The sequence below is a fragment of the Hymenobacter polaris genome (assembly GCF_012927305.1).
GTDB classification, from domain to species: Bacteria; Bacteroidota; Bacteroidia; order Cytophagales; family Hymenobacteraceae; genus Hymenobacter; species Hymenobacter polaris.
On record NZ_JABBGH010000002.1, the window covers coordinates 266,410 to 282,103 of the forward strand.

The window sequence follows — 15,694 nt, forward strand, 5'->3', positions numbered from 1 at the left end:
AATGCAGGGAAATGTGAAAATGTAAAAATGCTGCTGCCTGACCGTTCGGCTGCTGTCAGCGACGATTCTCAATTTTCACATTCTCACATTCTTACATCTCCCACATTAAAAACATGACCCTCTCCACCATTTTGTGCCCGCTCGACTTCTCGGCTGCTTCGGCCGCGCTGGTGGCGTATGCGGCCGCGCTGGCTGTGGGCACCGGGGCCGAGCTGCGCCTGCTGTACGTGCAGGAGCCGCAGCCGGTGCCGGGCTGCACGGGCTTGCAGGTAGAGCAGGCCCTAGGGGTGCACCGCGCCGCCGCCGAAGCGGCCGGGGCCAGCCGCGTCAGCACGCAGCTGGTGCGCGGCGAAGCGGCCCCGGTTATCGTGGCCGAAGCGCGCCGCCAGCACGCCGACCTCATCGTGATTGGGGCGCACGGCCAAACGGGCCTCAGCCGCTTTCTGATGGGCAACACCGCCGAAGTGGTGGTGCGCACGGCTCCTTGCCCCACGCTGCTCGTCCGAGAGTAGCTGCCTGGCTGCTAAGCCCCTAGGAGTAGCTTTTGCCGCCAAAGAACTTTAGTTACCAAAGATTTTTTAATCCATTTCCAAAAAAGCTACTAGCTACCCGCTATCAGCTGCACAGCTTACACAGAACATGGCTACCCAAACCGACCTCCAAGACGCTCCTGCCGCCGCCGTGGCCGAGCCGCTCGAACCCGCGAAGAAGCGCGGGCCGCTGCCCCTTATTATTTTGCTGGTAGTGCTGCTGGTGGGGGGCTTCTTTGGCTTCCGCCGCTACCAGTTTGCCGAAACCCACGAAAGCACCGACGATGCCCAGGTAGAGGGCGACGTGTACCCGGTGCTGCCCCGCGTGAGCGGCCCGGTGCTAAAAGTGTACGTGGATGACAACCAGCGCGTCAAGAAAGGCGATACGCTCGTAACCATCGACCAAGCCGACTACCTGCAGCGCGTAAATGCTGCCCAGGCGGCCCTGCTCGCCGCCCAGGCCCAGGTGGCCGCCGCCCGCGCCGGGGTGGGCTCCGCCCAAGCGGCTGTGGGGACTGCCCAGGCCAATGTGCGGACCGCCCAAACGACCATCGGGGTGAGTGCCGCCAACCGCGCCCGCTTGCAGCAAGACTTGGCCCGCAGCACTAAGCTGCGCAACCAGGACATCATTCCGCAGAGCGAGTACGACGCCGTGGCGGCTAACCTGAAATCGACCAGTGCCCAGCAAAGTACCGCCCAGGACCAGGTGAGCGTAGCTCGCAACCAGGTAACGGCCGCACAGCAGCAGGTAGCCCAGGCCCAGCAGCAGGTAGCGGTGGCCCAAGCCGTGGCGAAGCAGCGCCAGAATGACCTCGACAACGCCAAGCTGCAACTGAGCTATACCACCATTGTGGCCCCGGCCAACGGCATCGTGAGCCGCAAAAACGTGCAGCCCGGCCAGGTAGTGAGCCCCGGCCAGCAGCTGGTGGGCCTGGTGAGCAGCGCTCGCACTTGGGTGGTGGCCAACTTCAAGGAAACCCAGCTCGAAAACATGAAGGTGGGCCAGCCCGTGAAGCTGGAAATTGACGCCTACCCCAACGAGGAGTTCGAAGGCCACATCGAGTCGCTGTCGGCCGCTACCGGCGCCCGCTTTGCCCTGCTGCCCCCCGACAACTCGACCGGCAACTTCGTGAAAGTAACCCAGCGCATACCCGTCAAGATTGTGCTCAACAAGGAAGACCCCGAGCACCCGCTGCGCACTGGCATGAGCGTGAACGCGATTGTGACGGTGAAGCAGTAAGTTAAGTACGAAAAGGCGGTCATGCTGAGCGAAGCCGAAGCATCTCTACCGAACAATCCAGGCGGCGCGGTAGAGATGCTTCGGCTTCGCTCAGCATGACCGCCTCTTTATAGCCTCCTATTTGATAAAATAATATGGAAACTGGATTTAGAAAGTGGATTATCGTCGTGACGGTGGTCTTCTGCTGCTTGCTGGAGCTTATCGACACCAGCATTGTGAACGTGGCCCTGACCCAGATGATGGGCAACCTCTCGGCCACGCAGCAGGAAGTAAGCTGGGTTATCGCCTCCTACGCCATTGCCAACGTGATTGTGATTCCGATGACCGGCTTTTTGGCCGAGCAGTTCGGCCGCAAAAACTACTACCTGGTATCGGTGGTGCTGTTTACGCTGGCCTCCATGGCCTGCGGCCAAAGCACCAACCTGTGGGAGTTGGTGGCATTCCGCTTCATTCAAGGTATTGGGGGCGGGGCCTTGATGGCTACCTCGCAGGCCATTCTGGTTGATACCTTTCCGCCCAAGCAGCTGCCCTTAGGGCAGGCGCTGTTTGGTATGGGCGTCATCATCGGCCCCACCATCGGCCCTACTCTAGGGGGCTACATCGTGGAGAACTACGACTGGCCCTGGATTTTCTACGTGAACGTGCCGGTGGGCATCCTGGCCAGCATCTTCACCATCCTGTTCATCCGCGACCCCGAGCGCATCAAAAACGCCATTCCAAGGCCGCTGCGCGACATTGACTGGGCCGGTATTGGCTTCCTCATCCTCGGGGTAGGCTCGATGCAGTACGTGCTGGAGCAGGGCGAAACCAACGACTGGTTCGACGACGGCGTTATCCGGTTCTTCACGGCCCTGGCCGCCATTGGCGTCATCGGCTTCTTGTGGCGCGAACTGACGGCCAAGGCGCCCATTGTGGATTTGCGGGTGCTCACTAAAAGCCGCAACCTGGCCGTAGGCGCGTTCCTCTCGTTTGTGCTGGGCTTCGGCTTGTTCGCCTCGGTGTTCGTGTTTCCCATCTTCACGCAGCGCATCCTAGGGTTCTCGGCCGAGCAAACTGGCTACCTGCTGCTGCCGGGCGCCCTGGCCTCGGGCTTCATGATGCCCGTAGTGGGCCGCATGCTGATGGCCGGCGTGCCGCAAAAAGCCATGCTGCCGGTGGGCTTCGCCATCTTCTTCGGCTTCACCTTCTGGATGGGCAGCAAGATTTCGCCCACCGCCGGCGAGAGCGACTTCTTCTGGCCGCTTATCACCCGCGGGGTGGGCCTAGGGCTGATTTTCATGCCCATTACCACCATGAGCCTGGCGGGCCTGCAAGGGCGCGACGCAGGCCAGGCGGCGGGCCTCACCGGCATGATTCGCCAGCTCGGCGGCTCATTTGGGGTGGCCATCGTGGGCACTTACCTCGAGCGCAGCATCCAAAACAACCGCGTGGCCTTGCTGCCCAACATCTCGCTCTACAATAGCGAAACCGCCCAGCGGGTGCAGGCCTTCACCCAAAGCTTTATCAACAAAGGGCTCTCGATGGACCAGGCGCGGCAAGCCGCCTACGCCGCCCTCGACGGCACCCTCATGAAGCAGGTGTCACTCATCACCTACACCCAGATTTTCTACGCCCTGGGTTGGTTTTTCCTGGCTTGCGTGCCGCTCATCTTCCTGGTGAAGCGCAACAAGCCCGGCGCCGCCGTCGACCTGAACGCGGCCCACTAAGCGCCTGTGCAACACGCAAAAAAGGGCTCCCGGCGCAGTGCTGGGAGCCCTTGTTTGCGTGGCTGGGGCCTAGACCACGGCGGCGCCTACTGGTACTGCACGTATAGGGGGCGCGGGTTGAGGTTGGTTGTGTCCAGCACCTCGGCGGGCGTCATCAGGTGGTGCGGCTTCTGCTTGGGGTCGTACTCGTAAAACAGCTTGAAGCCCGTGTACTGCACCGGCTGCTTCTCAATATAGGCTTTGTACGAGTCCTTTTTGAGCGTGGGGTTGCCCCAGCCGTCCATGTCCATGATTACCTGCACGCGCGGGTCGAGCTTGATATTCTTGTAGTTGGTGAGCATGCCCTGCGTGAAGCGGTGCACCATCAAAAGCTTGGGCGGCAGGTGGTTTTCGCTCACGATGCGGGCTAGAAAGTTGATGGCGTAGTTCACATCCTTGGCGTCGTAGGTGCCAATTTTCTTGCCGGGGCGCACGCCCTTGGTTTGCATCGCAAACTCGGGGTCGATGCCCAGGTGAATGGTTGGGTCCTTCAGGTATTCTTCCAGCTTAGGCAGCTCGTGCGGCAAGTCGCTCAGGCCCACCTGCACATCCATGAACAGGATGGCATTCTTTTCCTTGGCCCAGGCGCGGGTTTCCTCAATAGTGCTTTTCGAGTTCATGAGGCGGTACTTGCCATCGGCCCCTGCCGCGCCCTGCGCCGTGATGGTGACGCTGTGCAGCGCCGGCAGCACCGGCAGGTTGGGGTCGGCGGCCTGCCACTCGGCCACCACCTTGTCAAACTTGCGCATCATCTGGTCCTTGGGTTCGCGACCCAGGATGCCCATGCCCTTTGACCGGATGTTGCCGTAAAAAGCCACGATGCGGTGCCCCGGCAGCAGGGCCCCCGGCAGCTGCCCCGTTTTGCGGGCCATGCTGTCGGCCCGCAGCGAGTCGCGCCGCATGGCCAGGCGCTTGATTTTGGCAGAGTCAACCGGGGCTGCCTTGGCGGCGGTGTCGGCTTGGCCGGTAGTAGCTTCGCCCTGCTCCGAGCGGTTGCAGCCAGCGAGGGTAGCTCCCGCTAGCAGGGCCAGGCCCAGCGCTGCGCGCCCGGCCGAAGAAATAGTAAAATGCACTTGTTTAGGTGACAATATGAAAGTTGACAGTGCAAGTTAAGGGTGGGGGTGGGCAAGAACTCCCGCCAGCCACTCCGTAAGTTTGGCGCCGCTACCGCCTTCCACCCTCCCGCCGCCCCAGCTTTGCCCTCCCGCTTCCATATTGCCCTGCGCGCCCTACGCGCGCTGGCCCGCACCCCCGCCCTGCTCAATGCCGTGCTGGCGGCCGACGCGGGGGCCTGGCAAGCCCGCGCCCTCGCCCACGCTGGCCGCTGGCCGGGCCTGGGGCCCGGCGGGCTGCCTAGGGTGCCGCTAGCTCATTTTGTGCCCGCCGCGGCACCCGCGGCGGCGCGCACGGTAGCGCCCTTCGCTTTCGGCAATGGCGGCTCGCTGCCCACCGACTTGCTGCTGCTGCGCGCCCTGGCCCGGCAGCGCCCCGGCTGCCGCTACTTTGAAATTGGCACCTGGCGCGGCGAAAGCGCGGCCAACGTGGCCGCCGAAGCCGCCACCGTGCACACCCTCAACCTGAGCGCCGCCGAAATGCGCGCCCTAGGCCTGCCCGAGCGCTACATCAACCTGCACGGCTTCTTCTCGCGGGCCCATGCCAACGTGGTGCACCTGCACGGCAACTCGGCCACCTATGACTTGGCTGCCCTGCACTGCGCCGCCGGCCCCTTCGGTGTAGTGTTTATCGACGGCGACCACCGCTACGAAGCCGTGCGCCGCGACACTGCCCGCGTGTTTGAGCACCTGGTAGGGCCCGAAACGGTGGTGGTGTGGCACGATGCCAGCCAGCAGCCCGGCCAGCCCCGCTGGGAAGTGCTAGCGGGCCTGCTGGCGGGCTTGCCGCCCGGCCTGCCCGGCCAGCTGGCGCAGGTAAGCAATACGCTGTGCGCGCTCTACGCGCCCGGCGGCCTACCCTTGCAAGAAGCCGACCCCCTAGCCGACCCCACCGAGTTTACGGTAGAAGTAGCCTGGACTTTGTAGTCCAAGCTACCGCAGCTGCCGCTTGTAGAGCTGCACGGTATTTTCGAGGCCTAGGTACAGCGCATCGGCTACCAGGGCGTGGCCGATGCTTACTTCCTGCAAGCCCGGTACCTGTTGGGCTAGGTAGGCCAGGTTTTCCAGGTCTAGGTCGTGGCCGGCGTTTAGGCCCAGGCCGGCGGCTACGGCCGCTTTAGCGGTGTCGCGGTAGGGCTGCACGGCGGCGGCGCGGTCGGTGGGGTAGTAGCGGGCGTAGGCCTCGGTGTACAGCTCTACGCGGTCGGTGCCGGTGCGGGCGGCGGCCTCTACCAGGGTCGGGTTGGGGTCGAGGAAAATGCTAACGCGGCAGCCGTAGCTCTTCAGCTCCGCCACCGTGTCGCGCAAGAAGCCCTGGTGGCCCACCACGTCCCAGCCGGCATTAGACGTAATGGCGTCGGGCGCGTCGGGCACCAGCGTTACCTGCTCGGGGCGCACCTCGCGGCACAACGCCACAAAGTCGGGCGTGGGGTTACCCTCCACATTCAGCTCGGTCGTGACGATGCTCTTCAAATTGCGCACGTCGTCGTAGCGAATGTGACGCTCGTCGGGCCTAGGGTGCACCGTTATGCCCTCGGCCCCAAAGCGCTCGATGTCGCGGGCGGCTTGCAGCAAGTCGGGCCGCGCGTGCAGGCCGCGGGCATTGCGCAAGGTGGCAATTTTGTTGATGTTGACGCTCAGCTTAATCACGGGTGACACGGATTTTAAACGGATTGCACAGATTTGGTAGGCGGGGTGGGGCGGACCCCGGCGCCCTAGGGGTGGGCCGGCGGCGCAAGGTACCTTTGCCGGGCGGCTGGGTGCCGCGCCCGTCCTGCCTCTTTAACCAGCCAGCCCATGACTAGTTCGCTTCGCCTGCCCGTGCGCTCGGGGCCGCTGCTGTTGTTTGGGCTGCTGGCCGCCCTGGTGCTGGGTGCCGAGTACATTATCACGCACCGGGCCGATTTTAGCCAGCGCCCCCTGCTGCCGGTGGGCGTGGCGGCTGATGTGCTGGTGTGCCTGCCCGCACTGTTTTACTTGCTGGTAGTGCGGCCCTACCGCTTGCCCCTGAGCAGCTTGGTGGGGGTGCTGGGCGTATGCGTGGCGCTGGCTACCTGGTTGCTGCCAGTAACCCAGCAGCAGCCGTTGCGCCTGTTTCCCGCGCTGCTCGAAGCGGCTACCCTAGGCCTGGCGGCGGCCCGCGGGCGGCGCCTCGTCCGGGCCTACCAGGCGGCTTACGCCCGCAACCCGCACTTTTGGCCCAGCGCCCAGGCCGCCATTGGCTCGCTGGGAGCCGTGGGCCAGTTGCTGCTCACCGAAATCACGTTGCTGCGCTACGCGGGCCTAGGCTGGTGGGCTGCCCCCGAAGCCCCGGCTACTGCCACCGCCTTCAGCAGCTACCGCGAGTCGGGCTTCGTGGCGCTCGTGGCTACAGCCGCGGCCGTTTTGGTAGTCGAAGCGACTTGCGTGCACCTGCTGGCCCAGCGCTGGTGCCCTGGCCTAACGCCCTGGCTGCTGTTTGGGGAAGCGTATGGCTTGGTGTTTCTGCTGGGCCATGCCCAGGCCGTGCGCCTGCGGCCCGTGCTGCTCGGCGCCGAGGAGCTGCGCCTCCGCGTGGGGTTCGTGTGGGAGCTGGCCGTGCCCCGCGCCGCCCTGGTGGCCGCCGAGGTGCTGCGCGAAGCCCCCGCCACCGGCACGGGCGTGCTGGGCCTGAGCAAGCCGCTATTTGCCGGCCCCAATCTGCTGCTGACCTTTGCCGAGCCGGTTACGGTAGTTGGTTTCTACGGCATCCGCCGCACGGCGCAGCGTATTGCCGTATACCTTGACCAGCCGCAGCACTTTATTACCACTGCTGGGCTTTAACCCGCACTTAATTTCACGCGCTAACCCGCTCTTTCCCACTCCAGAATGCCACTCAAAGAAACCATCGACGGCGCCATCAAGCAGGCAATGCTAGCTAAAGACAAAGTGCGCCTCACCGCTTTGCGCTCCATCAAGTCGCAGATTTTGCTGGCCGAAACGGCCGAAGGCGCCAGCGCCAGCGGCCTCAGCGCCGACCAGGAGCTGAAGCTGCTCAACAAAGCCGCCAAGCAGCGCCGCGAGTCGGCCGCCACCTACCAGCAGCAGGCCCGCCCCGACTTGGCGCAAACCGAGCTAGCCGAGCTGGCCATCATCGAAGAGTACCTGCCCCAGCAGCTTACCGAGAGCGACCTGGTGGCCAAACTGGTCGATATTATTCAGCGCACCGGCGCCAAAGGCCCTTCCGACCTGGGCAAGGTAATGGGCGTAGCCGCCCGCGAGCTAAGCGGCCAGGCCGACGGCCGCCGCATCTCCGACGTGGTGAATATGCTGCTGAACAACACGGACTTCTAGCTTGATTGTGAAGTAGAAAAAATCATGACTGCGCTCGATATCCTCTTGCTGCTGCCCCTAGGGGTGGGCGTGGTGAAAGGCTACCAGCGGGGGCTGGTGCTGGAGGTGGTGTCGCTGCTGGCCTTCGTGCTGGGCGCGGTGGGCGGGCTGCTGCTGCTGAGCACCGCCATTCCGGTGGTGCGCGGCTACCTGGGCGAGCTGCACGGGCTGCTGCCGCTGGTGGCGTTTTTGCTGGTGCTGGTGGCCATTATGTGGGGCGTGCATTTGCTGGGTGGCTTGCTCAAGCAGGCCGTGCACCTCACGCCCCTCGGGGTGCTCGACAACCTGCTGGGCGCCGCCGCTGGCGGCCTCAAGTGGCTGCTGGGGCTGAGCTTGCTGCTGCACGGCACGGCGCTGGCGGGTCTGCCGCTGCTGCCGGCCAGCGTGCGAGCGGGCTCGGTGGTGCTGCCCTGGGTGCAGCGCGCCACCCCGCTGGCCCTGCACCTCACCGGCTACGTGCTGCCCTTTGCCCAGCACCTACTCGCCCGCCTCAAGGCCGTGATGTAAACGCGTGGCCTAAGCCTGAATAGCGCCGCCAGCCCTAGGCCCGGCCAGCGGCGCCAACTGCTGCCGCGCTGACTGCGCTGGTCGGGGCCGGCCGCACAGCAGGACCCCTGCGCTACCCTCTAGCTGGCCCTTGGCGGATATTTTCACCTTGAAGCATGGCTCGCTACCCAGGCCCGGCGGGGGCCAGCCAATTGGGCTAGCTGTTGTAACATTGCGCGCCCTCGGCAGTTGGGGCAGCGTCCGGCCCGGCTGGATGCCGCCAGTCGCCGCGGGTTGCTGCCCATTCCTATTTGCCTTTGCCTATGACGCGCCAGCACCTCCACGGCTACGACTATGTAGATGAAGGCCAGGGGCCCGTGCTGCTGCTGCTGCACGGCTTGTTTGGGGCCCTCAGCAATTGGGAAGACGTTATTCGGCAGTTCAGCCCCACGCACCGCGTCGTAATTCCGGTGCTGCCCGTGCCCACCATGCCCCTAGGGCAGGCGTCCATTCCGGGCCTGGTGGCTTACGTAACAACCTTTGTGGAAAAGCTGCAGCTGCCCACGCCCCTGACCCTGCTAGGCAACTCGCTGGGCGGGCACATTGCGCTGGTATACACCCTGCAATACCCCGAGCAGGTAAGCCAGCTGGTGCTCACGGGCAGCAGCGGCCTCTTTGAGGACGGCATGGGCGGCTCGTTTCCGAAGCGCGGCGACTACAGCTTTGTGCAGGAGCGCGTGGGCTACACCTTCTACGACTCTCGCCTGGCTACCCGCGAGCTGGTGGATGAGGTATTTGCCGTCACCAACTCCAACGCCAAGTGCCTGCGCATGATTAGCATTGCGCGCTCGGCCCAGCGCCACAACCTGGCCCGCGAGCTGCACCGCATTGCCGTGCCCACGCTGCTAGTGTGGGGCCTCAACGATACCATTACCCCGCCCCCGGTGGCCCACGACTTTGAGCGGCTGCTGCCCCAGGCCGAGCTGCGCTTTCTCGACCATTGCGGCCACGCCCCCATGATGGAGCGCCCGGCGGGTTTCAACCGCTACCTTCAGGCGTTTTTGCAGCGCCCGGCGGCCGGCGCCCCGCAGCCGGCCTAGGGGGAGGGCGCTAAACTAGTCGGGGTGGCCGTTGGTTGTTGGCAACCATTGGGCCGGCCGACGGCTCCTATCAAGGGGCAACACGTTAAAAGCTGAGCTTCAGCTAAAAAATAGCCCCGCTGGCTAGCTTCACTTGCCCAGGCCGGCCTAGCGCTTACCTTGCTGCTTCCCTACTTATTACTACGTATTATTATGCCCGCTCTACTCGCCGAAGATTTACTCAATCAGATGATTCCGCCCCTCAAGGGCACCGATACGGCGGGCAAGGCCGCCCGCTGGCTCGAAGAGTTTCACGTGGGGCAGCTGCCGGTGCTAGCCGGCCGGCGCTACCGCGGCCTCATCACCGAGCGCGACCTGGCCGAATACGAAGACTCGGACACGCAACTGGCCGAGCTGCCCCTAGGCTATGCCAACGCGCACGTGCAGCACGACCAGCACTTTTACCGGGTGATGGAAGTGGCCGTGGAAAACAAGATTCAGCTGGTGCCGGTGCTCGACGAGCAGCAGGACTACGCGGGCGTGGTGACGGTGAGCGATGCGCTGGCCGCCTTCGGGGCGGTGCCGGGCCAGGCCGGGCAGGGCGGCATTCTGGTGCTGAGCATGGAGGAGCGCGACTACTCGCTCTCGCAAATCAGCCGCTACGTAGAGGAAAATAACGCCAAGATTCTGTCGGCCCACGTGGTCAACGACGAGCACGACCCCTACCGCATTCGCCTTACGCTGCGCCTGAACGTGGACAGCCTCAGCCGCATCACGGCTACCCTGGAACGCTTCGGCTACCTCGTCACTGCCCAGTTCAGCGGCCCCGCCGTGCCCACCAACGACGAGCAGGACCGCTTCGACGCCTTACTGCGCTACCTGAGCGTGTAGGGGACTAGGGAGGGTGAAACTACGCGTAAACCGCTTGAGGCCCAGCGCTTGGGCACGCCGCTGGCTGAGGGTGCTGGGCGGTCTGCTGCTGGCTGCTGCGGCGCGGGCGCAGCAGCCCACGGCCCGGCCCGCCGCTCCGCCCGACAGCCTGCGCCAGCTGGAGGACCACCCTAGGTCCCTGGCCCCGGTGGTAGCCCCCACCGATACGCTGGTGCGCATCAGCCCCTGTGCCACGGCCGGGCCTAGGGTGCGGGTGGGCGCCATCCTGTTTGCCGGCAATCACCGCACCGTGGAGCGCGCCCTGCGCGCCGAGCTAAATTTCCGGGAGGGCGACTCGCTCGACGTGGATAACTTGGCCGCCCGCCTCGAAGCCAACCGCCGCCGCATCTACAATCTGCAATTGTTTCACGCGGTGCTGGTGCAAGCCAGCTGCGGCGGCACCGGCCAGCTCACGGTGCTCTTCAGCGTGCAGGAGCGCTGGTACGTGCTGCCCACGCCCATCTTCTCGCTGGCCGACGATTTCAACGTGTGGCGCACCCGCCCCGACCGCTGGCACCGCCTCGACTATGGCCTGCACCTGGTAGATACCAACTTCCGCGGCCGAGCCGAGCAGCTAACGGCCAACGTACAGTTCGGCTTCAACCGCAAGTTTGAGCTGCTCTACGAGGCACCCGGCCTGGGCCGCCGCCGCCGCGTGGGCCTAGGGCTGGCCGTGTCGTACTACCAAAGCCGCAACCTCGATTATAATGTGCTCAATGATAGGCGCGTTAGCCTACCCGCCGCCGAGGAGGACGCCTTCCCCATTCAGCGCTTCTACGCCTCGGCGGGCCTGCGCCTGCGCCACACCGTGCAGCTGTCGTCGTCGTTCGACTTTGCCTACCGCCGCGAGCAAATCAGCGACCTTATCTATAACCTCAACTACGATTACCTACTCGGCTTTCAGCAGCGCCAGTACTTGGAGGCCACGTTCTTCACCACCAACAACCAGCGCAATACCTTCGCCTACCCGCTCACGGGGCAGTTTTTGCAAGGTGGGGTAGGGTTCCGGCAGTTTTTGGGACAGCCGCGCTCGCCGGGCTACCTCAGCCTGCGCGTGCGCTATGCTCGCTACGTTAGCCTAGGGCACCAGTTTTACTACGCCGGGGGCGTCAACGCGGGCACCAAGCTCTTTGCCTCGGCACTGGGCGAAAACGACGCCCGCCTGCTGGGGGCCGATGGCTTGGTGCGCGGCTACGATTATTACGTAGTAGAAGGCCGCTCCTTCGGGGTGGTGCAGCAAGGCCTCAGCTGGCGGGCCTTCGCGCCGCCGCCCGTGCGCGTGCCGTTCATCAACAACGCCAAGATTAACACCTTGCCGCTAGCCATCTACCTCAATGCCTTCGCCGATGCCGGCCTCACTACCGGCACGCCCGTGCCGCGCCCGCTGCCCCCCGCCAACCTGCTGCCGGGCCAGCTGCTGGCTTCGGTAGGCCTAGGGGTACATTTCGTCACGTACTACGACCGGGTTTTCTGCCTTGAGCTTATCCGCACCCTCACCGTTTATCCGGCCCTAGGGTTTTTCTTGCGCACCAGCTTTCCTATCTGATGCCTCGGCACATTACGCTTTTGTTATGAAAATCGCCATTCTGGGCAAGCCCTTCGACGACGTGGCCACGCCCTACATCCAAACGCTGCTCGACGAGTTGGTAGCCCGCGACACCGAGATTCTGGTGGCCGAAGCATACCGCGATTTCATGGCCACGCGCGTGCGCCTGCCCCCCCTCGACACCTTTCGGCGCGGCGACTCGTTGCGCGGCGTGCAGTTCGTGCTCAGCATCGGCGGCGATGGCACCCTGCTCGACACCGTGACGTACGTGGGCGCCCTGCAAATTCCGATTCTGGGCATTAACACCGGTCGGCTGGGGTTCCTAGCCCCCATCGCACCGTCCTACATCGCGCAGGCGGTGGAGGCGCTCTACCGCGGCCACTTCACCTACGACGACCGCAGCCTGCTGCGCCTCGACACCGACCCCGACATCTTCGGCGAGCTGAATTTTGCGCTCAACGAGTTCAGTATTCTCAAGCGCGACAGCTCCTCCATGATTGCCGTGCACACCTACATCGACGGCGAATACCTGAACTCATACTGGGCCGATGGCCTCGTAGTATCTACCCCCACGGGCTCTACGGGCTACTCGCTCAGCTGCGGCGGCCCGGTGATGCTGCCGCAAACCAACAATTTTATTATCGCCCCCGTATGCCCCCACAATTTGAACGTGCGGCCCCTTATCGTTTCCGACCAAAGCATTATTTCCTTCGAAATCGAGGGCCGCAGCAACAGTTATTTGCTCGCGCTCGACTCGCGCTCGATGCCCGTGGAGGCCACTGTGCAGATGGCCGTCCGCCGCGAAAACTTCAGTGCCCGCTTAGTTAAGCTGAACCATATAAATTTCCTGAGTACCTTGCGTAGCAAGCTCAACTGGGGGCTTGACCGGCGTAACCCCATGGCCTCGTTGCCGTTGAAGTAAAACTTTTATAACGCTGCGTGGTTGAGCTAAATTTTTTTAGTTCCAATTGTTACGTACTTTTGCGCTAATTGCAAGTCGTGTCTAATAGCCTCGCGGCTTTCCAGGTTAGCTACTTATTTACTAAGAACACCTTTTATGACAAAGTTTTTCACTTATTCAACCTTGCTAGCGGGGCTCGCGCTACTAGGCACGACGCAACAGGCCGATGCCCAGCAGTTTACTAAGCGCAAGCAGTACACGTCGATTGGGGTGAACCTGAACGCGATGAACTACTTTGGTGACGTAAACCCCCAAACTAATTTCGCATCGTTTAAATTTGGTGATACCCGCCCTAACCTCGGTATTAGCATTACGCACCGCTATTTCCCGCGCATTTCGGGTCGGTTTGGCTTAGCCGTGGGTCGCATCGCCGCCAATGATGACAACCAAAGCACGACGGGTGATGCTTACTTCCGCAATAACCGGAACGTGAACTTCCGGACCAACATCTACGAGGCTTCGGCCGTGATGATTGTGGACCTGATTGAGAACCGCAATAACTATCTCAAGCGCCCTGACTTTGTGCCCTACCTCTTCGGTGGGGTCGCCGGCTTCTACTTCAACCCCCAGGGTACTCGCGATGGCGGTCAAAATTGGACGGACCTGCAGCCCCTCAAAACAGAGGGCATAGACTATAGCCGCGTGAGTTTGGCTATACCATTTGGCGGTGGCGTGCGTTACCGCATCAACCGTAACCTGGATGCTTCCCTGGAGATTGGTTTCCGCAAAACGTTCACCGGCTACCTCGACGACGTGAATAACACGTACGTTGGCCCAACGGCCCTAGGCGTGACCCCCGGCCAGTCGCAGACTTCGATGACCGACCAGCAGTACTTTGGCTATGGCATTACCAAAGACCACCGCAACGGTACCTTCGACGCAGCCGGCGTGAAGCGCGGCCAGGGTAAAACTGACTGGTATACGGTAGTAGGCTTCTCGCTGAACTACATTCTCAATCCCCGCATCAAGAACCCCAAATTCCGCTAAGGGCTACTGCCAGCGGCGGAGCTGGGTTAATTTCTCTGCCGAATGGCTGTATTTCGTTTTTCTTACGCGCTCCTCGCTGGCTCTGTGCTAGCGGGGAGCGTGCTTTTTAGGCCCGCCCCAGCGGTGGCCCAAACCACCAGCGAACTGGGCCTAGGGGTGGGCGCAACCAACTATAAGGGGGAGGTGTCGCCGCAGTTGCAGTGGCAAAACAGCCGGCCCGCGGCCACGCTCTTTTACCGCCGCGATATTTCGAGCCCCATTACGCTGCGCGGAGCCTTCACGGCGGGCGCCCTGCGCGCCACCGATGGCAACGTGACGGGAGTGAACGGGGGCGTGGCGCCCCTGCCAGGCTACCGGCAAGTAACCCTAACTGGCAGTATACTAGAGCTATCGGGGGTAGTGGAGTACAATTTTCTGGACTACCACCAGCGTAAGGAGCGCCGCCGGGTGCACGCCACGCCCTACCTGTTTATCGGGCTGGCGGGCTACTACGCCAATACTACTACGCGCACCGAGAACACCGGCTTGCAAAATGACTTCAACCGGCAGGGAGCTAAAGCGGGCATCGCGGTGCCGGCCGGCGGCGGCGTGAAGGTGGCCATCAGCGAGCATATCAACTTAGGCGCCGAGATGGGCGCGCGCAAAACTTTTACCGACCAGTTCGACCACCTGGGCGACCAAGACCCCTTGCTGGTAAACCCGCACGACCAGGACTGGTATTATTACACCGGCCTAAGCGTGTCGTATACCTTCTACCACATCTTCTGCCCCCCGGTCTACAAGCACAATAAGCGACTGCTAAAGTAAGCCAGCCCGAACGGTAGTGGTTTGGTAAGCTATTGGCTGTGAAGGTATTAGCTGAATACGGGCAATGGCAGGCCCTAGGCCCGGCAAGCGGGCCGCGCAGAAGAAAGCGGGGCGGGTCTGCAACCCTATGCGTAACTTGCGGCCTCTTATACGCAAACCGCAACAATGGCCGAACGGGCTGAAATCGACCTCTCCAATATTCCCGCGCACGTCGCCGTTATCATGGATGGTAACGGGCGCTGGGCCAAGCAGCGGGGCGGGCTGCGCGTGTTCGGCCACCAAAGCGCCATCACCTCGGTGCGCGACACGGTGGAGGAAGCCGCGGAGCTAGGAGTAAAATTTGTAACGCTATACGCCTTCTCAACGGAAAATTGGAACCGCCCAGCAGCCGAAGTGATGGCTCTGATGCAGCTGCTGGTGCATACCATCCGCAAGGAAACCAGCACGTTGCTCAAAAATAGCGTGCGGCTGCAAGCGATTGGCGATTTGAAAAGCCTGCCCGCTAGCTGCCAGCGCGAACTGGCCGAGGCCATAGAATTGACCAAAGCCGGCAGCCGCATGACGCTGGTGCTAGCCCTGAGCTACAGTGGCCGCTGGGACCTGACGCAAGCCGCGCAGCGCCTGGCCAGCGAGGTGGCGGCTGGCCGGCTGCAGCCCGAGGCCATAACCGAGACTACGATTACTAACTACCTGGCTACGGCCGGCATGCCCGACCCCGAATTGCTTATTCGCACCAGTGGCGAGCAGCGCATTAGTAACTTTCTGCTGTGGCAGTTGGCTTATACTGAGCTCTATATAATGCCCGTGTTGTGGCCTGACTTTCGGCGCAGCCACTTTCGCGAGGCCCTGCGTGCCTACCAAAGCCGAGAGCGCCGCTTCGGCAAAACCAGCGAGCAGCTGTCCGTATCTTGATTTTTTGC

Annotated in this window: 16 protein-coding genes; 14 read left to right on the forward strand and 2 right to left on the reverse strand. The window is 62.9% G+C overall.

Annotation, left to right across the window (positions count from 1 at the left end):
- Window positions 1–113 precede the first annotated feature (113 nt).
- From HHL22_RS11550 to HHL22_RS11560, 3 genes are all read left to right on the forward strand, one after another.
- Window positions 114–512, forward strand: coding sequence for a universal stress protein (locus HHL22_RS11550; protein WP_169531419.1), 399 nt, complete (start codon window positions 114–116; stop codon window positions 510–512).
- Window positions 513–639: 127 nt separating this feature from the next.
- The gene (locus tag HHL22_RS11555) at window positions 640–1,770 is read left to right on the forward strand and encodes an HlyD family secretion protein (protein ID WP_169531421.1); all 1,131 of its coding nucleotides are present in this window, start codon (window positions 640–642) and stop codon (window positions 1,768–1,770) included.
- 134 nt (window positions 1,771–1,904) lie between these two features.
- Window positions 1,905–3,476 carry a DHA2 family efflux MFS transporter permease subunit gene (locus tag HHL22_RS11560; protein ID WP_169531422.1) on the forward strand — a complete coding sequence of 524 codons (1,572 nt, stop codon included), beginning with the start codon at window positions 1,905–1,907 and terminating at the stop codon, window positions 3,474–3,476.
- Between the two features lie 86 nt (window positions 3,477–3,562).
- Here the strand turns inward: HHL22_RS11560 and HHL22_RS11565 are convergent, their stop codons facing one another.
- Window positions 3,563–4,603: a hypothetical protein gene (locus tag HHL22_RS11565; RefSeq protein ID WP_241738089.1), complete on the reverse strand. Its 1,041-nt coding sequence runs from the start codon at window positions 4,601–4,603 to the stop codon at window positions 3,563–3,565.
- Window positions 4,604–4,711: 108 nt separating this feature from the next.
- Here HHL22_RS11565 and HHL22_RS11570 point away from each other — a divergent pair, with 108 nt between their 5' ends.
- Window positions 4,712–5,554: a class I SAM-dependent methyltransferase gene (locus HHL22_RS11570; RefSeq protein ID WP_169531424.1), complete on the forward strand. Its 843-nt coding sequence runs from the start codon at window positions 4,712–4,714 to the stop codon at window positions 5,552–5,554.
- Between the two features lie 6 nt (window positions 5,555–5,560).
- Here HHL22_RS11570 and HHL22_RS11575 read toward each other — a convergent pair whose 3' ends face one another.
- On the reverse strand, window positions 5,561–6,277 hold the full coding sequence (locus HHL22_RS11575; protein WP_169532410.1) for a pyridoxine 5'-phosphate synthase: 717 nt from the start codon (window positions 6,275–6,277) through the stop codon (window positions 5,561–5,563).
- A 147-nt stretch (window positions 6,278–6,424) separates the two neighbouring features.
- On the opposite strand from HHL22_RS11575, the gene HHL22_RS11580 reads away from it, so the two are divergent.
- The 10 genes from HHL22_RS11580 (at window position 6,425) to HHL22_RS11625 (ending at window position 15,686) form a co-directional block, all read left to right on the forward strand.
- Complete coding sequence (locus HHL22_RS11580; protein WP_169531425.1) at window positions 6,425–7,429, forward strand: hypothetical protein; 1,005 nt, start codon at window positions 6,425–6,427, stop codon at window positions 7,427–7,429.
- Window positions 7,430–7,474: 45 nt separating this feature from the next.
- Window positions 7,475–7,939: a GatB/YqeY domain-containing protein gene (locus tag HHL22_RS11585; RefSeq protein ID WP_169531427.1), complete on the forward strand. Its 465-nt coding sequence runs from the start codon at window positions 7,475–7,477 to the stop codon at window positions 7,937–7,939.
- A 24-nt stretch (window positions 7,940–7,963) separates the two neighbouring features.
- Window positions 7,964–8,485 (forward strand): CvpA family protein, encoded by a 522-nt coding sequence (locus HHL22_RS11590; protein ID WP_169531429.1) that lies wholly within the window; start codon window positions 7,964–7,966, stop codon window positions 8,483–8,485.
- A gap of 302 nt (window positions 8,486–8,787) precedes the next feature.
- Window positions 8,788–9,564, forward strand: a complete 777-nt coding sequence (locus tag HHL22_RS11595; protein ID WP_169531430.1) for an alpha/beta fold hydrolase — start codon at window positions 8,788–8,790, stop codon at window positions 9,562–9,564.
- Between the two features lie 192 nt (window positions 9,565–9,756).
- The gene (locus tag HHL22_RS11600; RefSeq protein WP_169531432.1) at window positions 9,757–10,434 is read left to right on the forward strand and encodes a CBS domain-containing protein; all 678 of its coding nucleotides are present in this window, start codon (window positions 9,757–9,759) and stop codon (window positions 10,432–10,434) included.
- Window positions 10,435–10,504: 70 nt separating this feature from the next.
- Window positions 10,505–12,019 carry a BamA/TamA family outer membrane protein gene (locus HHL22_RS11605; RefSeq protein ID WP_169531434.1) on the forward strand — a complete coding sequence of 505 codons (1,515 nt, stop codon included), beginning with the start codon at window positions 10,505–10,507 and terminating at the stop codon, window positions 12,017–12,019.
- A gap of 25 nt (window positions 12,020–12,044) precedes the next feature.
- Window positions 12,045–12,941 (forward strand): NAD kinase, encoded by an 897-nt coding sequence (locus HHL22_RS11610; protein WP_169531436.1) that lies wholly within the window; start codon window positions 12,045–12,047, stop codon window positions 12,939–12,941.
- 135 nt (window positions 12,942–13,076) lie between these two features.
- Window positions 13,077–13,967: a DUF6089 family protein gene (locus HHL22_RS11615; RefSeq protein WP_169531438.1), complete on the forward strand. Its 891-nt coding sequence runs from the start codon at window positions 13,077–13,079 to the stop codon at window positions 13,965–13,967.
- Window positions 13,968–14,009: 42 nt separating this feature from the next.
- Window positions 14,010–14,774, forward strand: a complete 765-nt coding sequence (porG, locus tag HHL22_RS11620) for a type IX secretion system protein PorG (protein ID WP_169531439.1) — start codon at window positions 14,010–14,012, stop codon at window positions 14,772–14,774.
- 165 nt (window positions 14,775–14,939) lie between these two features.
- On the forward strand, window positions 14,940–15,686 hold the full coding sequence (locus tag HHL22_RS11625; protein WP_169531441.1) for an isoprenyl transferase: 747 nt from the start codon (window positions 14,940–14,942) through the stop codon (window positions 15,684–15,686).
- The last annotated feature ends 8 nt before the right edge of the window (window positions 15,687–15,694 follow it).

Bases quoted from the DNA above. Each gene is read 5' to 3' on its own strand.
- HHL22_RS11550 (WP_169531419.1), top strand. From the start codon at position 114: ATGACCCTCTCCACCATTTTGTGCCCGCTCGACTTCTCGGCTGCTTCG.
- HHL22_RS11580 (WP_169531425.1), top strand. From the start codon at position 6,425: ATGACTAGTTCGCTTCGCCTGCCCGTGCGCTCGGGGCCGCTGCTGTTG.
- HHL22_RS11600 (WP_169531432.1), top strand. From the start codon at position 9,757: ATGCCCGCTCTACTCGCCGAAGATTTACTCAATCAGATGATTCCGCCC.
- HHL22_RS11595 (WP_169531430.1), top strand. From the start codon at position 8,788: ATGACGCGCCAGCACCTCCACGGCTACGACTATGTAGATGAAGGCCAG.
- HHL22_RS11590 (WP_169531429.1), top strand. From the start codon at position 7,964: ATGACTGCGCTCGATATCCTCTTGCTGCTGCCCCTAGGGGTGGGCGTG.
- HHL22_RS11625 (WP_169531441.1), top strand. From the start codon at position 14,940: ATGGCCGAACGGGCTGAAATCGACCTCTCCAATATTCCCGCGCACGTC.
- HHL22_RS11610 (WP_169531436.1), top strand. From the start codon at position 12,045: ATGAAAATCGCCATTCTGGGCAAGCCCTTCGACGACGTGGCCACGCCC.
- porG (WP_169531439.1), top strand. From the start codon at position 14,010: ATGGCTGTATTTCGTTTTTCTTACGCGCTCCTCGCTGGCTCTGTGCTA.
- HHL22_RS11585 (WP_169531427.1), top strand. From the start codon at position 7,475: ATGCCACTCAAAGAAACCATCGACGGCGCCATCAAGCAGGCAATGCTA.
- HHL22_RS11560 (WP_169531422.1), top strand. From the start codon at position 1,905: ATGGAAACTGGATTTAGAAAGTGGATTATCGTCGTGACGGTGGTCTTC.
- HHL22_RS11615 (WP_169531438.1), top strand. From the start codon at position 13,077: ATGACAAAGTTTTTCACTTATTCAACCTTGCTAGCGGGGCTCGCGCTA.
- HHL22_RS11555 (WP_169531421.1), top strand. From the start codon at position 640: ATGGCTACCCAAACCGACCTCCAAGACGCTCCTGCCGCCGCCGTGGCC.